A 16,762-nucleotide genomic window follows, 5' to 3' on the forward strand; every position below is an offset into this window, starting at 1 on the left:
TCTCTCATACTATGCAAACGCTGACCGGCACAGGCTGGAGTCTGATTCTTTCATCGGCTAGGAATGAGGAGCGTGGTTTGGTTAATCCAAATTAGCGACAAATGACGAAGTTGATGAAAGAATCAGGCCCTTAATGAGCTATCATAAAGCGCATTGTCAGTAAGCGATTGTGTGCAATCTGAGCCTCGCCGCTGACAAACTTAGGCGCGAAACGCCACTGTTGAATGGCGTCTAAAGTTGATTCTTCGAAGCGCCGACCTCCGGTTGAAGAGACGACTCTGGGGGCGACCACTTCGCCGGTCAAACTAATATCAAATTCGACAATGACGACACCCTCTTTGCGCACCATCGCATAGCTTTGAGGATAGTCAGCTTGCACCCGGTAAATGGGCTCAGGTTCAATGGTTTCCTCATTCCAAGGCGTCATGGCGCCGATCGCTACACTGTGCTCATCGGCTTTATCGGTGTTGCCCATCTCCTGATAAATACCGACTAACTGCGCGTGCGCTTTCACTTGCCAGGGATGGGTATAAGCAGTGATGCTTTTCAATGTGTGGACAACTTCCTCCATCTTCGAAGCCGCGCTTTTGAGTTGACCGTCTGTTCGGTAAAGCTTGGCCAAATAGAATCGAGTTTCAATCGTCTGACCATCACTTTCGCCGTACTTTGCGATCAACAACGCTTCTGCATTTTTTGCAAATCTGATCATTCGGGTGTGCGAGTACACAGCACTTGAGGTTTTCTGAAAAACGCTGATCACGCGATGGTGAAAATCAGCGGCGCGCGCCGGGTATTGTTCAGAGAGTTCCAGCGCATGTGACATCAATTTCTTGCCAATCCGTTTTGCTTGGAACAATTTGTATTCGCTATTGATCATCGAGTATTGATAACCAGCATGATAACGCTCTAAACGCACATTAAAGACTGGCTCGGAGTAGGCACCCAGCGATCTGCGATAACCTTCTTCAACCAGCCCGTATTCCTGAAAAGCTTCATCAAACAGATGATTTTGAGCCAACATATTGGCGTAATTGAAATGCAGGTTGAGTGTATTTTCAGTGCGCTTACCAAATTTAAGTTCGCCATATACCCAGGCTTCTTTGGCGTGAATAAGCGCGCTGCGCACATCGTTGTTTTCGAGCGCTTGCTTATATTGCGAGAAGGCGTTTGAAAAATCATCCGCATGAATGCCCGCGGCGAATAGAGATAGGCTTAAAATCCAAGCTTTCATTACATCGGTTCCCTTCGAAGTCATGAGTAGAGTCTTTACAGAGACCCAAAGCATAGTGATCTATGCACAGTGTCTTTTCAGTGTTTTGACGACAATTTAGACAAAACATCTATTGAGAAGATTAGCACGCCCCGGTTGAACCGCAACTGCACAGAGTCGAAAAAATGTTAAATGGCTTAAACGGCCAAAATTAACCGCTCAAGGCGCTGATTTAACTCAGTTTCAGGCTGTGGTGTATTTGTGGAGGCATTGTCTGAGCGTGTGAAACCACTCAATAAATAACATTGGATTGCCGCGATATTGTCGGACTCTACGTCAACAACCAATTGTGTTTTTTGTTTCTGCCGGGAAAATTCAATGACATGATTGATTAATTTGCGCGCAATACCTTGTCGACGGTACGCTTCATGAACACTCAAATGGCCAAGTATGACTTGCTGAACTTCAGGCTTGGGTAGCTGCTGAGCCAGCGCAGCATTTCGAGCCAGGATTTGCAGGCATTCCTCTATTGAGAAGTAGCTGCGCAACGACGCCAGTGTTGCAGCGTCGAAATCAGATGGTAACGCGTCATGCCATGCGCTCACCATACCCACCGTGGTGCCGTTTTGCTGCGCCAACCAGTGATTATCGCAACCAAACTGACCGCCACCGAACGCCCATGCTTGAGTCAAATAATCGAACGCCCTTTGGGTATTCCCTTGCGCCAGCAAATGCGTTAGCGTTTTCGGCGCTGACGAGAGCAGTAACGCTGCACAAACGCGACTATTGTCCGGCGTTGCCCGAAAAATCGAAATAGTCACAGGCTAGTGCGGCACTGTTCAACGGCTACCCATAATACGAGGGAGGTCGGCGATAATCTGTGCAGTGTCGCTGATGGGTATCGCACCGGGCTTGTGCTCTGGCTTAAAACGCCCTATGACCTGCGCTTGTGGGTTAATGACCACTACGGAAGCACTATGATCAACCAAGTAGTTTGGATTATCTGTGCTCTCTGTCATCGAGTACATCATGCCCATGCTTCTGACCAGCGGAAACAGCTCACTATGCTCGCCAGTCACACCAACAAATTTTTCATTGAAGAATTGCATATATTGCTTAAGCCGTTCTGGCGTATCCCGTTTCGGGTCAACCGACAAGAAAACAATTTGCAGAGGCTCGTTGCCCGCAGCGGCTATAATATCAGGATATGCATTATTGAGTTCGGCTAATGTGGTTGGGCAAATATCGGGGCAGTATGTGTACCCGACAAATAGCAGAGACCATTTTCCGCGAAAATCATCTTTAGTGAAAACTTCACTGTCGTGCGACGTTAGTGTGAATTCGCTGAGCTCACGAGGCTGAGGGTAACGTTGCATGAAAGCTGTATCGCCAGCGCTACCAGGTTGTTCTCCGATCCCCTGCTTGGGCGGCGCGATGATGGTGGCAGCATAAACACCAATAACCAGTGCTATCGCCGCCACTATGCCCGCAATCGTTTTTTGTTTCATCATCAAATTGTCACGTAATGGTCGATGAGTAGTACCACGAAGAGTAACATCAAATGAATAATCGAAAAGGTAAACGTACGCATCGCTGTACCAGCTTCAGCCGCAAATTTAAGTTTGCAAGCGTAGTATAGAAAAATCAAATTCAATACGGATGATCCAGCCAGGTAAATAATACCTGTCATTCCCACTAGATAAGGCAACAAACACACGAGGCATAACAACACGGTGTAGAGTAATACCGACGTTTTCGTAAATTCGACACCATGCGTCACCGGTAACATCGGAATTTTCGCCTTGGCGTAATCTTTCTCACGGTGGATCGCCAGTGCCCAAAAGTGAGGTGGTGTCCATGTGAAGATGATCAACACAAGGAGAAGACTGTATGCATGCACTTCACCGGTAACAGCAACCCAGCCCAACAGTGGGGGTGCTGCGCCCGCAAGCCCGCCAATCACAATATTCTGCGGCGTGGCGCGTTTTAAAAACATGGTGTACACACCCGCGTAGCCGACCAGGCTCGCCAACGTTAACCATGCAGTCAATGCATTAACGAACAACATCAGCACCGCAAACCCAACAATTCCCAGCACAGCAGCAAACACCAAGGCCCGTTGAATAGAAACTTTGCCTTTCGCTACAGGCCGGTTAAAGGTGCGGGCCATCTGGCTATCGATACGATGATCAACAGCGTGATTCACAACGGCAGCCGAGGAAGACAAAAAGCCAATTCCCATAATGCCTGCAACCAAAATATCCCAAGCGATCCACGTATCACTGGCTAAACACATCCCCACAAGTGCTGTAAGCAACAACAACATAACCACGCGAGGTTTGGTTAGCTCGTAATAGTCACGCCAAGTGGCGCTCTGATGATTTGCTGCGCTGCGCGCTTCGGCAGCGGAAATTGAAGCTGAACGAGCCACAAAAGCCTCCTAAAATTAAATCTTTCGATACAAGCTGTACGTCACCAACACCATGACTAACAGCAAACAAGCGGCGACAGCGTTATGCGCAACAGCGACCGCTAACGGCAAGCTGTACACAATATTGCTGATACCAAGAAGAACTTGTGCACTTAGCATAACAACGATCAAAACACTCAGACTCTTGATCACACCGGACGACGCTTTGCGGTGCAATGTGAAGGCCAACCAGAGCAAATAGGCAGCAGTAAATATGGCACCTATCCGATGTGCAATATGCATTGTCATCCGCTCAGGGTAGCTGTGCGCTCCGAATTCATAATTTTGCGCTTCAGGGATTGAAAAAGCCCCAAGCACATCAATCCTATCGAACCAATTTCCTTCGCACAATGGAAATTCAGTGCACGCTAACGCAGCGTAGTTGGCCGATGTCCACCCGCCTAGCGCAATTTGACCGACCAAAATCACGATGCCAATGGCGGCGTACTTTGCGTAGGGCTTTAACTGCGGGTCACCACCGGGTATGCGGTAATGAGTCAGACGTAGGTACAAAAGAAACAGGCAAGATAATACCGTAAAGCCACCCAGCAGATGCCCCATCACTACGGCGGGCAGCAAATTCAGCGTAACTGTCCACATGCCCAATGCGCCTTGAAAACAAACTAAACCAACCAGTAAAAGGGGTAACTTGAGTGGTGTATGATGACTGCGTTTAATGAAAGCCAGCGCCGCAATAATGAGAACAAGTAGCCCCAGCGCCGCTGCAAAGTAGCGATGTACCATCTCATTCCACGCTTTCTCTGCTTCAACCGGCCGTTCAGGAAATGCCGTGTTTGCTTGATCAATGAGGACTTCTGTTTGCGGCACGATAAGATGGCCATAGCAGCCAGGCCAATCAGGACAGCCCAGACCTGCATCAGTTAAGCGCGTATAGGCACCCAACACGATCACCACGAGTGCTAGTAAAATACTCGTTAAAACCAGCTTTCTCATTCAATACTGCCCCTAACCGATACGCGATAACTTAAGCAACTTTTTTAAGTCCGCCAGAATATCGCGACTGTGCATAACTGCTTGTTGTTGTTCTTGATGCACAGGATAACGTAGCACGACGTTATTCAATGTATCGACCAAGAAAATACCATCACTCGCCCCATCTTTAAACACTTGTTTAACATTTTGCTGATCAACCGTTAACACCTTGACGTGCGTGTACCGCTCATCAATTGAGCTTGCCGATGGATCGCTTTCTTCCGTGACAAATACTGTTGCTTGAGCGCGGTCAGACTCTTTGCCCAAAGCAAGCCAAATTTGCTCAATACTATACAACGCGTTGGTGCATTCGGCGTCGCAGTCGGCAGGAACAACATACAGAATACGCCACAATGGCGTCTGTTCAGACAACAAGGATTGTGCATTTAACGTTGGTTGTAGCAACTCACCCCGATTGGTTGAGCCTTTCGTAAACCAGTCGTTCTGTAATGCAAACCAAGCAAGCACAACGGGTAACACGAAAACTACCGCGAGCAAAATAGCGGAAGTTCTACTGTTGTTTTTCATAACGCCCTTTCCTTTTTATAACGGCAAAAATAAAAATAATTGCGGCAGCTAATGCCAGACCAAACCATTGCACAGCATAACCTAAGTGTTTTTCCGGTGGCATAACAACAGGCTGCCAGTTTCCTGAAAACTGCTCATTGAAACCCGTTGGCAGAACCACAACAAATGATTCGAATGGGGCACCTGCCAAAGTCCCCATACGGTCAAGGTCGATTTGTTGGATCCGCATTGGAAACCCGTCTTCAGCATCTGCAGTTTCACGGATCGCGGGGTTATGACTAGGTTGGTAGACTACACCGTCAAAACGTTGCAAGCCGTCATCGACTTGAAAACCGGGTAAATAGCGTCGATCCGTACCGCCAGCTAGCCACCCATAATTCACTAAGACTGGCCCAATATTCGTGTCGACCGGTACAATCAACTCATAGCCAACACTGCCATCGACGATTCGATTATCAAGGTAGAAGACGCGGCTAAGATCAGGTGTACCCAAAAACGAAACGGCCACATCGCGAGGGTCATCGAACGCGTCAAGCAACTCGGTCAGCGTCATCGGTGTGAGTGTGTTGCGCTGCTCAATCGTAGCAAGCCTTTGCTCTTTTTCCTGCATTCGATCTAATTGCCAAAATCCTAGCTTTAGCATCACTCCGATAGCTGCTATCGTCAATAACAGAGCAATCGTTGGAAAAGTAGATTTCATATGTTAGTCAAAGTCATTGTGGGTGGGTTACTGCTGTATATGGTTTACAACCTATTTATGGCGATGAGAATTATGCTTAAGCATGATCCTGACGGAGCTCCGATGAGCAAATACATCGGCCGACGAGTAATAACGTCGCTGATCATTGTTGTCATGATATTGTTAGCGATGGCCATGGGTATCATCACTCCCAATCCTCGCCCTTACTAACAAAATATTCCCCGTGTTGAACAAAAAGCCACTCCATTAGGAGTGGCTGTATGAGAACCCTGCGAGTCCTACAAAATATAAACAAAGAAAAACAGCATGACCCAAACTACATCAACAAAGTGCCAGTACCAGCTGCCCGCCTGAAATGCGAAATGTTCTTTCGGCGTGAAGTGACCTTTCAACACGCGGAAAAACAATACAATAAGAATAATGGTTCCTAGTGTGACGTGCAGACCATGGAAACCAGTAAGTAAGAAAAAGGTATTGCCATAAATTCCACTTTGCAGGGTAAGGCCTAGATCGCGGTAGGCGTGTACATATTCCTGAACTTGTAAGCCAAGGAAAATACAGCCGAGCAAAATAGTGACACCTAGCATCACGGTCAACTGCTTACGCTTAGCCTGCTCAAGGCCCACATGGGCATAGTGCAGAGTGACCGATGAAATAAGCAATATCACGGTATTGATAGCAGGCAACCCCATCCAGCCCATCGCCTGAGTTTGAATACCACCTGGAGTCGACACTAACGGCCACATCGCTTCAAAACCCGGCCATAATACTTCATTAGTCATCGCGTTGTTTGAAGCGCCACCGAGCCAGGGAATCGCAATCATCCGCGCGTAGAACAATGCACCGAAGAAGGCTGCGAAGAACATGACTTCAGAGAAAATGAACCACAGCATGCCCTGCCGATATGAACGCCCTAACTGAGCGCTGTATAGCCCACTCATACTTTCATCAATCTGATTTTTAAACCAGCCAACCAGCATGACCATCAAAAGGAACAACCCTGCCGCCAACGTGTAGCCGCCAAAGCCTTCTTTACCCTTTGTCATTTCAATAGTGAAATTGCCTGCGCCAACGGCAATAAGAAATAGTGCAACAGCCCCTACGATAGGCCAAGGACTCTGGTCAGGTACATAATATTTTTCGTACGCTACGGGCGCTTCTTGCTGAGCCATGATGTTCTCCTGCTAACCATTTTTATCGGTTAAATATGATGTTGTTTTCGCGACTGTAGACTGTGCATTCTTCTGTGCAGCTTCGGTAACGTCATACAGCGTGTATTGTAATGTGAAAAAGGTGATATCTTCCGGCAACTGAGGGTCGATATAAAATCGCATCGGCATTAAAGCCTCCTCACCCGCACCGAGTGGTTGATGATTAAAACAGAAGCATTCCGTCTTATTGATATACAGCGCTGCAGTTCCTGGCGAGACTGACGGTATCGCCTGAGCGACGATATCTCGACGTGCTGGATTACGCACATAGAACTCAACCGTATTCAGTGCTCCCGGATTAACCCGTACTCGTTTGGTTTTAGCTTCAAACTCCCAAGGCATACCACTGTTGGTGCGCGTTAGAAACTCGATTGTGACCCACCGGGACTCATCCACATCAACAGCAGTATAGGTCGCCGCCGTGTTTTCGGTTTTGCCATTAATCCCCGTGATATCACAAAACACGTCATACAAGGGTACCAGCGCAAAACCGAAACCAAACATGCCAAGCACAATCCCAACCAACTTAAGCACAAGTCGGTTGTTGGGATTCGTGGTTTTAGGCTGTGTCATCAAAAATTGTCCTGAGTGCTACTTAATCACTGGCGGTGTATCAAATGTGTGATAAGGCGCTGGCGAGGGTATTTCCCACTCTAGTCCTTCTGCACCTTCCCACACTTGATCAGACACCTTCTCGCCTTGATGACGGCACGCTTTGATCAACAACGCCAAGAAAATAAGTTGCGACAGCCCAAACGCGAAGCCACCGATGCTGATCCACTTGTTAAAATCAGCAAACTGCAACGCATAATCCGGGATACGGCGTGGCATACCTGCCAGGCCAACAAAGTGCATAGGGAAGAATAAAACGTTGACTGAAATGAGTGAGCACCAAAAATGCCACTTAGCCAACGTAATATCAAACATCCGACCCGTCCATTTAGGCAACCAGTAATACACCGCCGCCATGATGGAAAAGACCGCGCCGGTCACCAATACATAGTGGAAATGCGCCACCACAAAATAGGTGTCATGGTACTGAAAGTCCACTGGCGTGATAGCTAACATTAATCCTGATAAGCCACCAATGGTGAATAGAACAATAAATGCCAGTGCAAACAGCATGGGCACTTCAAACGTCATGGAGCCGCGCCACATAGTGGCCACCCAGTTAAACACTTTCACCCCTGTTGGCACCGAAATCAGCATGGTTGCGAACATAAAGAACATTTCGGCAGCCAGCGGCATTCCGGTGGTAAACATATGGTGAGCCCATACGATAAATGACAATAAGGCGATGGATGCAGTGGCATAGACCATTGATGCATAGCCGAACAAGCGTTTTCGCGCGAACGTTGGGATAATTTGCGAGATGATACCGAAGGCTGGCAAAATCATGATGTACACTTCAGGATGACCAAAGAACCAGAAAATGTGCTGGAACATCACAGGGTCGCCACCACCGGCCGCATCGAAGAAGTGCGTACCGAAAAATTTGTCGGTCAATACCATGGTGACTGCACCTGCTAGCACCGGCATTACCGCGATCAGCAGGAATGCTGTGATTAGCCAGGTCCAGACGAATAATGGCATTTTCATCCATGTCATGCCCGGTGCACGCATGTTGAAAATCGTCACAATCACGTTAATTGCACCCATGATTGAGCTGATACCCATAATATGCACAGAGAATACGAACAATGCCGTGCTATCACCGCTGTATGTGGTCGAAAGAGGTGCGTAGAATGTCCAGCCGAACGCAGGACCGCCACCCTCGACAAACAATGACGACAGCAGAATAAGGAAAGCGAAGGGTAAAATCCAGAAGCTCCAGTTATTCATACGTGGCAGCGCCATGTCGGGCGCACCGATCATCATAGGTATTAACCAGTTCGCTAACCCGGTAAACGCTGGCATGACCGCACCGAAAACCATAATGAGGCCATGAACTGTCGTCATTTGGTTAAAAAAGTTAGGCTCAACAATTTGCAAACCGGGCTGGAACAATTCTGCACGGATGACCATCGCCATCGCGCCACCCACCAAAAACATGATAAACGCGAACCATAGGTACAGAGTCCCGATATCTTTGTGATTGGTAGTAAACAGCCAGCGTTTTATACCCGCTGGGGCGCCATGATGATGCTCGCCGTGAGCGTGCTCGGCATCGTGGCCGACGTGTTCAGTTGCAGTACTCATGATGATCTCCTATTGCCCTGTTGCGATGGCGTTTACATCTTTGGCTTGCACCATTTCGCCGGTGTTATTACCCCACGCGTTTCGCTCATAGGTAACGACCGCTGCGATTTCTGACAATGTTAATTGCTTGGCAAACGCTTGCATTGCTGTACCGGCTTTACCATTGAGTACGATATCAATATGGCCGGGAATATCATTTAGCGCCATTGAGCTGCCTTTCAGGGCTGGGAACACCCCTGGTAAGCCTTCACCATTGGGCATATGACAAGCAGCGCACGCCGCGTTGTACACTCGCTCACCCTCGCTCATTAGCTCTTCCATGCTCATGCTCATGGCCAATAGGCGTTGCTCTTCTTCCTTCGCTTTGCGTTGTTCTGTTTCTCTAGCGGTGATCCACGCTTCATACTCAGCAGGCTCTTTGGCAATCACCACCACCGGCATAAAGCCGTGGTCTTTGCCGCACAACTCGGTGCATTGGCCACGATAGACACCCGGTTCGTTGACCATGGTCCATGCTTCATTGATAAAACCGGGATTGGCGTCTTTTTTGACCGCGAAATCGGGCACCCACCATGAATGAATCACGTCGTCAGACGTGATCAAGAACCGCACTTTCTGACCCGTTGGGATCACCAATGGTCTATCAACTTCAAGAAGATAATTTTCGCCTTTACTATAACGATTACCGATTTGCTCTCGCGGTGTGGCTAACAATGAGAAATACTCAACGTCGTTATCCATATACTTGTAGTGCCATTTCCACTGCGAGCCCGTAACCAGCACTGACATGTCAGGTTCGGTAGTGTCTTCCATCGCAATGAGGGTTTTTGTCGCAGGGATCGCCATCAAAATCAGGATCACGAAAGGCACCACTGTCCATGCTATTTCAACTTTGACACTTTCATGGAAGTTAGCGGGCTTCGCGCCTCTCGACTTGCGATGCAGGTACATGGACACAAACATCACGCCGAACACTAACACTGCAATCACTACGCAAATGGTAAACATCAACATGTGCAAACCGTAGACTTGGTTACTGATGTCGGTGACGCCATTGGTTAGATTCAATTGGTACGGATCGGACTTTGTACCGGTTTGCGCAAATGCGGCACCGGCAGATAACAGTCCCACCGTTGCTATCGATGAATAGATGAGCGATTTCACTCAACACCTCCGTGAATGTCTGGTCAAACGTTACGCATTGTGCGCATGGGGTTTCGTTAGCGAGATGACTATTCGAGACACCCGTGTAAACAGTTTAACAGGCTATTGTTATTCTTATGTAAAGAGGTGTATAAGAATTACTCAGATAGGTAGGCTGAGTCTAGTGTTTTCTTCGGTTTTTTTTACCAGTCGGTTGTTTTTTAAGCATTTTGATATGAAATATAGATAACTCTCTATGCTCTACCCCGTTTATTCAAAATTGAGCCATCAAATTTCAAATACCGGCTTCACCGAAGTTGAGTGCAGAAACAAAAAACCGCACTGTAGCTAAACGCTACAGCGCGGTTTATGAAAGAACAAACTTATTTAACCTGCGCTCGGACCAACAGAGAATTACATCCAATCCGCGTTGCGAATAATACCCACTGCGATACCTTCAATCGAAAAAGGCTGTGATGCCAGATCGACTCTGATAGGCGAAAAGTCTTCGTTTTCAGCGTGCAGCACTACTTCTCTACCCCGCTTTTCGATGCGCTTTACGGTCACGTCTTCATCAACGCGGGCAACCACCACCTGACCGTTATGCACATCCAACGTGCGGTGTACGGCGAGCAAATCACCATCTAAAATACCGATGTCCTTCATGCTCATGCCGTTCACCCTAAGCAGAAAGTCAGCTCGCGGCTTGAATAGCTCTGGGTCAACTTTATAGTGCGATTCAATGTGTTCTTGCGCAAGAATCGGTTCCCCAGCAGCGACACGGCCGATCAGAGGCAAACCCGTTTCCTCGGCCTCCGCCTCATCCAGCGGGATGTTCAACCGAATACCACGCGAAGTGCCAGGCAAGATATCAATAACGCCTTTCTTCGCTAGCGCCTTAAGGTGTTCCTCAGCGGCATTCGCTGATCTGAAGCCTAACTGATCTGCAATTTCTTTGCGCGTTGGCGGCATACCCGTGGTCGCCATAGTGTTTTTGACCAGCGAGAGCACTTGCTCTTGACGTTGAGTTAATGGACGCATAAACAGCCTGTTTTTCTATACAGTTCAACAAAGTATACCCCGTCGAAGTGAAATAACAAGCGATTGTTGAGCATAATCGTTGCATGCTATGTGGTGAGAAAGCGATGATAATCAAAAACGGCATAAATTTAATCAGTGGAGGCATGTATGAAGCAGTATTTTGTGGTGTATCTCGCCGTGTTAGGGAGCTACTTGTTGCTGGACTTTATCTGGCTTGGACTTGTGTCTCAAGCAAGTTACCAAAGCGCCATCGGGCATTTAATGCGCGAGCAAATTCCTGTGTGGCCATGGGTCACATTCTATAGTGTTTACAGCGCCGTGGTTGTGCGTCTGGTGATTCAGCCTATACCACCTAACGGTAAGGCGCGAACTGCATTTATTAATGGTGTGTGTCTAGGGCTGGCAGCATATGGTGCATACAACATGACCAACTACGCTATTTTAGAGTCTTGGCCGTTAAGTATTACTGTTAAAGATTGGGCGTGGGGTACGTTTGTAACGGGCGTTATCAGTCTCTGTGGTTTTGGCATAAAGCGTATACTGAAATGACATTGCCTGTAATCGCAAATATTGATACCCGATCATACTGCGCCCAATTTTCCCAACATTAATAAACACGCGTGGCCTAATTTGTCGAGAAAAGCAACGGCGGCAATGATGCAAAGTATTATGATGCGAGCTTCAACCAGCCAAAATCTGGCGGAGTTAGAGCAAAGTACTTTGTTTTCCATCCGTTCGGCTTTGGCTTCTGGCAATACTATCGTCAAATTAAATGCACTTAAAAATGCGGCAAGCAATTATTATTTGTTGGACAAACAAGATACTGCATTCAAGATGCTATCCGACGGATTAGCATTGGCTAAAGCCCATAACGCGAAGGCACAAATTGCTGATTTTTATGTCAGTTTAGCTTTTTATTACCGCCACGCGGGTGAAAAGGAAAAAGCATTGGCGGCGGCTCATAACGGCCTTTCCGTTGCATTAGAGCACCGGCACACGGATACGGTTTTGTATGCTGGAACGTTGTTAGCTGAGCTGTTTATCAAGGCAGAAGCGCAACAAGAATTAATGGATTTGCTCACACAACTCACTGAGTTTCTACAGACAGCCTCTCGACTTACTATGTTGCAAAGCGACCGCCGACAGTATCAAAAGCTAGTTGATGTTTTAGACGAAGCGAACGTGTCTCATCCAATAAAGGATCTTGTTAAATAGCCGCACTACGCCGCACAAGCGAGTGAAAAGTATTACGCTTTTGTCATCAATAAACTTTACCGCGATGCCACGCGTACGAGTGATATCCGTTAAACACAGAGTTTGATATGAAAAAGATTATTCCGTTCTCTAGCCTGACTGGTCTTCTGATATTGATGCCGTTTTATAGCGCTGCGCAATGGTCAGTGGGTGTAGGTTCAATTGTTCCTGGCACTCCCTACGCTGGGGCTGACGTCAATGTGCAGGTGATACCCATCGTAGCGTACGAAGGCGAGCGATTGACTTGGCGCGGCCCCTCATTGCAATACAAATTAACGGGTTATGGTGTTCGCCAGAGTCAACCCACACCGAGTTGGTCCATCGACGTAGGATTGGCGCCCAATGAGTTTGATCCTGACGACAGCGATCAATTACAGGGTATTGATCGCCGAGACTTTTCAGTACTTGCCGGGATCCGATATGAATACCCCAGTGATTGGGGAAACTTCATGCTTAGGGCACAAAGTGACGTAACGGGTAAGCACAATGGACAACGCTTCCAAGCGACCTTTGAGAAAACCTTGTTTCACCACCCGCAATTTAAATGGGCAGTGAATACGGGCGTTGAAATAGAATACCTAACTGATCGTTATGCTGATTACTATTTCGGCGTTACTGAAGACGAAGCAGCAACCACCGGTTTAGCCACATACGATGTGGGTGGTGTGTTCCAGCCAGCACTCACACTAGGTGGATTTTACCGCTTTGATCAACGCTGGCGCATCATCGCCAATACACGAGTTCAGAGTCTGGCCAGTGACATCAAGGATAGCCCGATTGTTGACAGTAATCACTCACTGGATGCATTTTTGGGTGTCACTTATTCGTTCTGATGAGGCCGCTATCAGTAATGGGCACGCTTTCGTACGGTGCAATGGCCGATCATTGCGATGACCGGAATAGCACGTTCAGCTTGCCCATGGCCACCGCGTTTCCTAACAACACTATCACCACCCCAATGCCCGCTACTGCTGTCCATTGATACCCTTCGAACAGCGTAGATATACCTAAAGCGACAATCGGATACACCAGTACCACATAGGTGGATTTGTCTGAACCAATTCGCTGCAACAACTTCATATAGGAACCAAACGCCAGTACGGAACCAAACACGGCAAGATAGAACAAGGCGATGTAAAAATCTGGCTCGGTAGGTAATGTGTAAGACGCGCCGGACACAAGCCCAAACCCGTACATAAAGATTAAGCCGTATCCCATTGCATAGAAGTTCATTTGCACCACGGGCGTGCCTTCATCGAGAATACGTTCAGAGATAATGTTACCAATGGCCGCACAGGTGAAGCTTATCAAGGCCCACAATAAACCTAGCGCAAGACCTTGCTGGGCAGACATTTTGGTAAACTCTGGCATAAAAATGCAGATAATTCCTACCAAGCCCAGCGTCGCCCCAATAATAACTTCCATGCGCATCGGCTTCTCCAGTAATACACGCCGAAATAACACGGTAAAATAGATGACACTGGAGCTTAAAACCGCAAGTAAGGCGCTTACAATGTGTTGTTGAGCAGCATAGAGAAACGAATAGTCCAGCGTGTACAGAAACAATCCCACCAGCGCCGCCTTTACATGAATGTGCGCTGGTAACCGTAGCGGTCTTCGAGTCAACAAACACCACAGTCCCAAGCACACCACGGCAATACTAAAGCGCCAGGCGACGGCAACTACTGGCTCGACTTCACCGATCTGAAATGAAATCGCAATCCATGTTGAGCCCCATATTAATGTACACGCAATAAAAAGTGCTGCGTTCATGCGCGGTAATTACTCATTTTGTTCATCATTGATCCAACTCGCACCCTAAAAATTGTTGTAAATGCTCGACGGCGATATTTAACAGTCTTTGTCTTGCTTGTTGCGCTGCCCACGCGGTATGCGGCGTAATAATCAGGTTGGGCAACCCCGTATTGAGAAGGACATGATGTTTCGGCGGGGGCTCTTGGCTTAGCACATCAAGCGCTGCCCCACCGAGCTGATTTGACTGTAAGGCTTGCAGCAGCGCATTCTCATCAATCAACCCACCTCTGGCGGTATTCACGATAAATGCATTTGGTTTTAATTTTGCCAAACGCTCACGGTTTATCAGCAACGCCGTTTGATCAGAAAGCAAGCAATGTAGACTAATCACATCAGCTTCGGGTAATAGCTCGTCCAATGGCAGACGAGAAACATCGTTAACCTGATGGGCAGCCCGCTCAGTTCCCGGTCTTTGTGCCACAGAAACGCGCATACCAAATGCCTTCGCGAGTTTGGCGACCGCTTGCCCCAGCTCACCATAACCAACGATGACAAGATGCTTGCCTTCAAGTTCCATCACTGGGTGATCGAGCAAACAGAACTGTTTGGATGCTGACCACCGCTCGTCTCTGACGTCTGCGAAATAGCGGTGCGCTGAGCATGCCAGGGTAAGGATCAGCATTAACGTATGCTGGGCTACCGATGCTGTGCCATAACCTTCCACATTGCGCACGCAGATCCCGAGTTTGTCGCATGCATCGAGATCGATATTGTTCATGCCAGTAGCCAAAACACCGATGTACTTTAACTGGGGTTGATCCTGCAAAATGGCTTGCGTTAACGGTACCTTATTGACAAGAATAATGTGCGCCTCACGTATGCGCTCGGCGACCTCCTGTGCTGATGTCGTCGAGTAAAACTGCCATTTGACTCCTTGCAACTGTTCCAACGCGGTCAGATCGAGTGATTCTGGCGAGAGAGAATCAAAATCAAGTACCACACCGGTTAAATGCGCAGCGTTACGGTTGTGGGGGTTCACTCTTCTTCCTTTATCGGTTGGATTGTGGTGGTGTTTTTCCCCATAATGATTAAGTCATCTTTGTGCACAGCGACTTTGCCATGACTGTAGCCCAACACATCACTGATTTGCTGGCTGTGTAGGCCTTTCACTCGCTGCAAGTCCTGACTATTGTAAAGGCAAAGCCCTTGGCCTAAAACCTCATCGCGGAACACAAATTCAACACAATCCCCGGCATCGAAGTGACCACTCACTTTCTCAATACCTGCGCAAAGAAGTGAAGAACCTCTATTTCTTAAAGCATGCGCCGCACCACTATCGATGGTGAGCTGTCCTCTTGAGCGAAGAGAATATCGCAACCATTTTGCGCGAGCACTGTCAGGTGAACGACTGGCAACAAACACTGTGCCAGGGCAAACTCCGGACAAAAGGCTGTCAAACACGTCGCTTTTCCTGCCATTGACGATGAGCGTTTGGATGCCGCTGTTAGCACATTTCTCGGCCGCTTGGATTTTGGTTCTCATGCCGCCCGTACCGACGGTCGAGCCTGCCCCACCGGCTAGCGCATGGATGGATTCATCAATCTCCTCGACTCGAGGTATCAACTTAGCGTCCACCGTTTTACGCGGATCGGCAGTGTATAAACCATCGATATCTGAGCACATGATCAGGGTATCCGCCTGAGCAACCAAAGCGGTATAAGCGCCAAGATTATCATTGTCACCCACTTTTAACTCGGCAGTCGCTACCGTATCGTTCTCATTCACGATGGGCATAGCTCCGTGTTTAAACAGTTCGCGTAAGGTATTTTGAATATTGACGTAGCGAGTGCGATTGGCAAAATCGTCCGCTGTCAGCAAGATTTGCGCGCAAGGCACATCGAAAAACCGCGCCCAATTTGCCATCATTTGCATCTGTCCGATGGCCGCCATGGCTTGCTTTTCAGCGATACTGGGTACGTGGGTAACGGGCACAGCCTCGCGACCAGCGGCAACACTGCCGGACGAGACAATGATCACCTCTTTTCCTAGTGCTCGGCTCTCTGAGATAAAACGCACAAGCGGAAGAATAAACTGACCGGTGCATTTCGAGCCTGTCGGCGCCACCAGCGAACTACCCACTTTGACGACCGCCCGCTGCCACGTAAACCGCTGCATGATAAGACCTTGCCTGTAAAATATCAGAGAATACGAAAATTGGCTAAATACACAAGCGGTGAATGCGTGGGAGAGGTCATTTC

19 protein-coding genes are annotated in these 16,762 nt (G+C 48.1%); 4 read left to right on the forward strand and 15 right to left on the reverse strand.

Annotation, left to right across the window (positions count from 1 at the left end):
• Nucleotides 1-130: 130 nt before the first annotated feature.
• From KIU71_RS15810 to KIU71_RS15840, 7 genes are all read right to left on the reverse strand, one after another.
• Nucleotides 131-1,231, reverse strand: a complete 1,101-nt coding sequence (locus tag KIU71_RS15810; protein ID WP_214132260.1) for an energy transducer TonB — start codon at nucleotides 1,229-1,231, stop codon at nucleotides 131-133.
• A gap of 176 nt (nucleotides 1,232-1,407) precedes the next feature.
• On the reverse strand, nucleotides 1,408-2,031 hold the full coding sequence (locus KIU71_RS15815) for a GNAT family N-acetyltransferase (protein WP_214132261.1): 624 nt from the start codon (nucleotides 2,029-2,031) through the stop codon (nucleotides 1,408-1,410).
• An 18-nt stretch (nucleotides 2,032-2,049) separates the two neighbouring features.
• Nucleotides 2,050-2,718 carry an SCO family protein gene (locus KIU71_RS15820; protein WP_214132311.1) on the reverse strand — a complete coding sequence of 223 codons (669 nt, stop codon included), beginning with the start codon at nucleotides 2,716-2,718 and terminating at the stop codon, nucleotides 2,050-2,052.
• 2 nt (nucleotides 2,719-2,720) lie between these two features.
• On the reverse strand, nucleotides 2,721-3,623 hold the full coding sequence (gene cyoE / locus KIU71_RS15825; RefSeq protein WP_315853309.1) for a heme o synthase: 903 nt from the start codon (nucleotides 3,621-3,623) through the stop codon (nucleotides 2,721-2,723).
• A gap of 33 nt (nucleotides 3,624-3,656) precedes the next feature.
• Nucleotides 3,657-4,634: a COX15/CtaA family protein gene (locus KIU71_RS15830; protein WP_214132263.1), complete on the reverse strand. Its 978-nt coding sequence runs from the start codon at nucleotides 4,632-4,634 to the stop codon at nucleotides 3,657-3,659.
• A 12-nt stretch (nucleotides 4,635-4,646) separates the two neighbouring features.
• On the reverse strand, nucleotides 4,647-5,201 hold the full coding sequence (locus KIU71_RS15835) for a hypothetical protein (protein WP_214132264.1): 555 nt from the start codon (nucleotides 5,199-5,201) through the stop codon (nucleotides 4,647-4,649).
• Complete coding sequence (locus tag KIU71_RS15840; protein ID WP_214132265.1) at nucleotides 5,185-5,901, reverse strand: SURF1 family protein; 717 nt, start codon at nucleotides 5,899-5,901, stop codon at nucleotides 5,185-5,187. Before KIU71_RS15840 ends, KIU71_RS15835 begins: the two co-directional genes overlap by 17 nt.
• Here KIU71_RS15840 and KIU71_RS15845 point away from each other — a divergent pair, their 5' ends adjacent.
• The gene (locus KIU71_RS15845) at nucleotides 5,902-6,111 is read left to right on the forward strand and encodes a DUF2909 domain-containing protein (RefSeq protein ID WP_214132266.1); all 210 of its coding nucleotides are present in this window, start codon (nucleotides 5,902-5,904) and stop codon (nucleotides 6,109-6,111) included. It begins immediately after the preceding gene.
• A 68-nt stretch (nucleotides 6,112-6,179) separates the two neighbouring features.
• Here KIU71_RS15845 and KIU71_RS15850 read toward each other — a convergent pair whose 3' ends face one another.
• From KIU71_RS15850 to lexA, 5 genes are all read right to left on the reverse strand, one after another.
• Nucleotides 6,180-7,073, reverse strand: a complete 894-nt coding sequence (locus tag KIU71_RS15850; protein WP_214132267.1) for a cytochrome c oxidase subunit 3 — start codon at nucleotides 7,071-7,073, stop codon at nucleotides 6,180-6,182.
• 12 nt (nucleotides 7,074-7,085) lie between these two features.
• Nucleotides 7,086-7,685 (reverse strand): cytochrome c oxidase assembly protein, encoded by a 600-nt coding sequence (locus KIU71_RS15855; protein ID WP_214132268.1) that lies wholly within the window; start codon nucleotides 7,683-7,685, stop codon nucleotides 7,086-7,088.
• A gap of 18 nt (nucleotides 7,686-7,703) precedes the next feature.
• Nucleotides 7,704-9,311 (reverse strand): cytochrome c oxidase subunit I, encoded by a 1,608-nt coding sequence (gene ctaD / locus KIU71_RS15860; protein ID WP_214132269.1) that lies wholly within the window; start codon nucleotides 9,309-9,311, stop codon nucleotides 7,704-7,706.
• A 9-nt stretch (nucleotides 9,312-9,320) separates the two neighbouring features.
• Nucleotides 9,321-10,436, reverse strand: coding sequence for a cytochrome c oxidase subunit II (gene coxB, locus KIU71_RS15865; RefSeq protein ID WP_250207584.1), 1,116 nt, complete (start codon nucleotides 10,434-10,436; stop codon nucleotides 9,321-9,323).
• A gap of 432 nt (nucleotides 10,437-10,868) precedes the next feature.
• A complete protein-coding gene (lexA, locus tag KIU71_RS15870) occupies nucleotides 10,869-11,495 on the reverse strand; it encodes a transcriptional repressor LexA (RefSeq protein WP_214132271.1) in 627 nt (208 codons plus the stop codon).
• A gap of 147 nt (nucleotides 11,496-11,642) precedes the next feature.
• On the opposite strand from lexA, the gene KIU71_RS15875 reads away from it, so the two are divergent.
• The 3 genes from KIU71_RS15875 to KIU71_RS15885 all read left to right on the forward strand — a co-directional run bounded on the left by KIU71_RS15875 (nucleotide 11,643) and on the right by KIU71_RS15885 (nucleotide 13,582).
• On the forward strand, nucleotides 11,643-12,044 hold the full coding sequence (locus tag KIU71_RS15875; RefSeq protein WP_214132272.1) for a DUF2177 family protein: 402 nt from the start codon (nucleotides 11,643-11,645) through the stop codon (nucleotides 12,042-12,044).
• A 105-nt stretch (nucleotides 12,045-12,149) separates the two neighbouring features.
• Nucleotides 12,150-12,710, forward strand: coding sequence for a hypothetical protein (locus KIU71_RS15880; protein WP_214132273.1), 561 nt, complete (start codon nucleotides 12,150-12,152; stop codon nucleotides 12,708-12,710).
• A 107-nt stretch (nucleotides 12,711-12,817) separates the two neighbouring features.
• Entirely contained in the window at nucleotides 12,818-13,582 is a 765-nt protein-coding gene (locus KIU71_RS15885; protein WP_214132274.1) for a MipA/OmpV family protein, read from the forward strand.
• A gap of 49 nt (nucleotides 13,583-13,631) precedes the next feature.
• Here the strand turns inward: KIU71_RS15885 and KIU71_RS15890 are convergent, their stop codons facing one another.
• From KIU71_RS15890 to proB, 3 genes are read right to left on the reverse strand one after another with little or no spacing between them, the layout of a single operon-like run.
• Nucleotides 13,632-14,522, reverse strand: coding sequence for a DMT family transporter (locus KIU71_RS15890; RefSeq protein ID WP_214132275.1), 891 nt, complete (start codon nucleotides 14,520-14,522; stop codon nucleotides 13,632-13,634).
• A 25-nt stretch (nucleotides 14,523-14,547) separates the two neighbouring features.
• Nucleotides 14,548-15,543: a D-2-hydroxyacid dehydrogenase gene (locus tag KIU71_RS15895; protein WP_214132276.1), complete on the reverse strand. Its 996-nt coding sequence runs from the start codon at nucleotides 15,541-15,543 to the stop codon at nucleotides 14,548-14,550.
• Nucleotides 15,540-16,679 carry a glutamate 5-kinase gene (gene proB / locus KIU71_RS15900; protein ID WP_214132277.1) on the reverse strand — a complete coding sequence of 380 codons (1,140 nt, stop codon included), beginning with the start codon at nucleotides 16,677-16,679 and terminating at the stop codon, nucleotides 15,540-15,542. Before proB ends, KIU71_RS15895 begins: the two co-directional genes overlap by 4 nt.
• Between the last annotated feature and the right edge of the window lie 83 nt (nucleotides 16,680-16,762).

Source organism: Alteromonas oceanisediminis (genome assembly GCF_018474025.1).
GTDB lineage: Bacteria > Pseudomonadota > Gammaproteobacteria > Enterobacterales > Alteromonadaceae > Alteromonas_E > Alteromonas_E oceanisediminis.

Bases quoted from the DNA above. Each gene is read 5' to 3' on its own strand.
- KIU71_RS15810 (WP_214132260.1), bottom strand. From the start codon at position 1,231: ATGAAAGCTTGGATTTTAAGCCTATCTCTATTCGCCGCGGGCATTCAT.
- KIU71_RS15820 (WP_214132311.1), bottom strand. From the start codon at position 2,718: ATGAAACAAAAAACGATTGCGGGCATAGTGGCGGCGATAGCACTGGTT.
- ctaD (WP_214132269.1), bottom strand. From the start codon at position 9,311: ATGAGTACTGCAACTGAACACGTCGGCCACGATGCCGAGCACGCTCAC.
- KIU71_RS15855 (WP_214132268.1), bottom strand. From the start codon at position 7,685: ATGACACAGCCTAAAACCACGAATCCCAACAACCGACTTGTGCTTAAG.
- KIU71_RS15890 (WP_214132275.1), bottom strand. From the start codon at position 14,522: ATGAACGCAGCACTTTTTATTGCGTGTACATTAATATGGGGCTCAACA.
- KIU71_RS15885 (WP_214132274.1), top strand. From the start codon at position 12,818: ATGAAAAAGATTATTCCGTTCTCTAGCCTGACTGGTCTTCTGATATTG.
- KIU71_RS15875 (WP_214132272.1), top strand. From the start codon at position 11,643: ATGAAGCAGTATTTTGTGGTGTATCTCGCCGTGTTAGGGAGCTACTTG.
- KIU71_RS15880 (WP_214132273.1), top strand. From the start codon at position 12,150: ATGATGCAAAGTATTATGATGCGAGCTTCAACCAGCCAAAATCTGGCG.
- KIU71_RS15845 (WP_214132266.1), top strand. From the start codon at position 5,902: ATGTTAGTCAAAGTCATTGTGGGTGGGTTACTGCTGTATATGGTTTAC.
- KIU71_RS15850 (WP_214132267.1), bottom strand. From the start codon at position 7,073: ATGGCTCAGCAAGAAGCGCCCGTAGCGTACGAAAAATATTATGTACCT.
- lexA (WP_214132271.1), bottom strand. From the start codon at position 11,495: ATGCGTCCATTAACTCAACGTCAAGAGCAAGTGCTCTCGCTGGTCAAA.
- KIU71_RS15835 (WP_214132264.1), bottom strand. From the start codon at position 5,201: ATGAAAAACAACAGTAGAACTTCCGCTATTTTGCTCGCGGTAGTTTTC.
- KIU71_RS15840 (WP_214132265.1), bottom strand. From the start codon at position 5,901: ATGAAATCTACTTTTCCAACGATTGCTCTGTTATTGACGATAGCAGCT.
- KIU71_RS15830 (WP_214132263.1), bottom strand. From the start codon at position 4,634: ATGAGAAAGCTGGTTTTAACGAGTATTTTACTAGCACTCGTGGTGATC.
- proB (WP_214132277.1), bottom strand. From the start codon at position 16,679: ATGCAGCGGTTTACGTGGCAGCGGGCGGTCGTCAAAGTGGGTAGTTCG.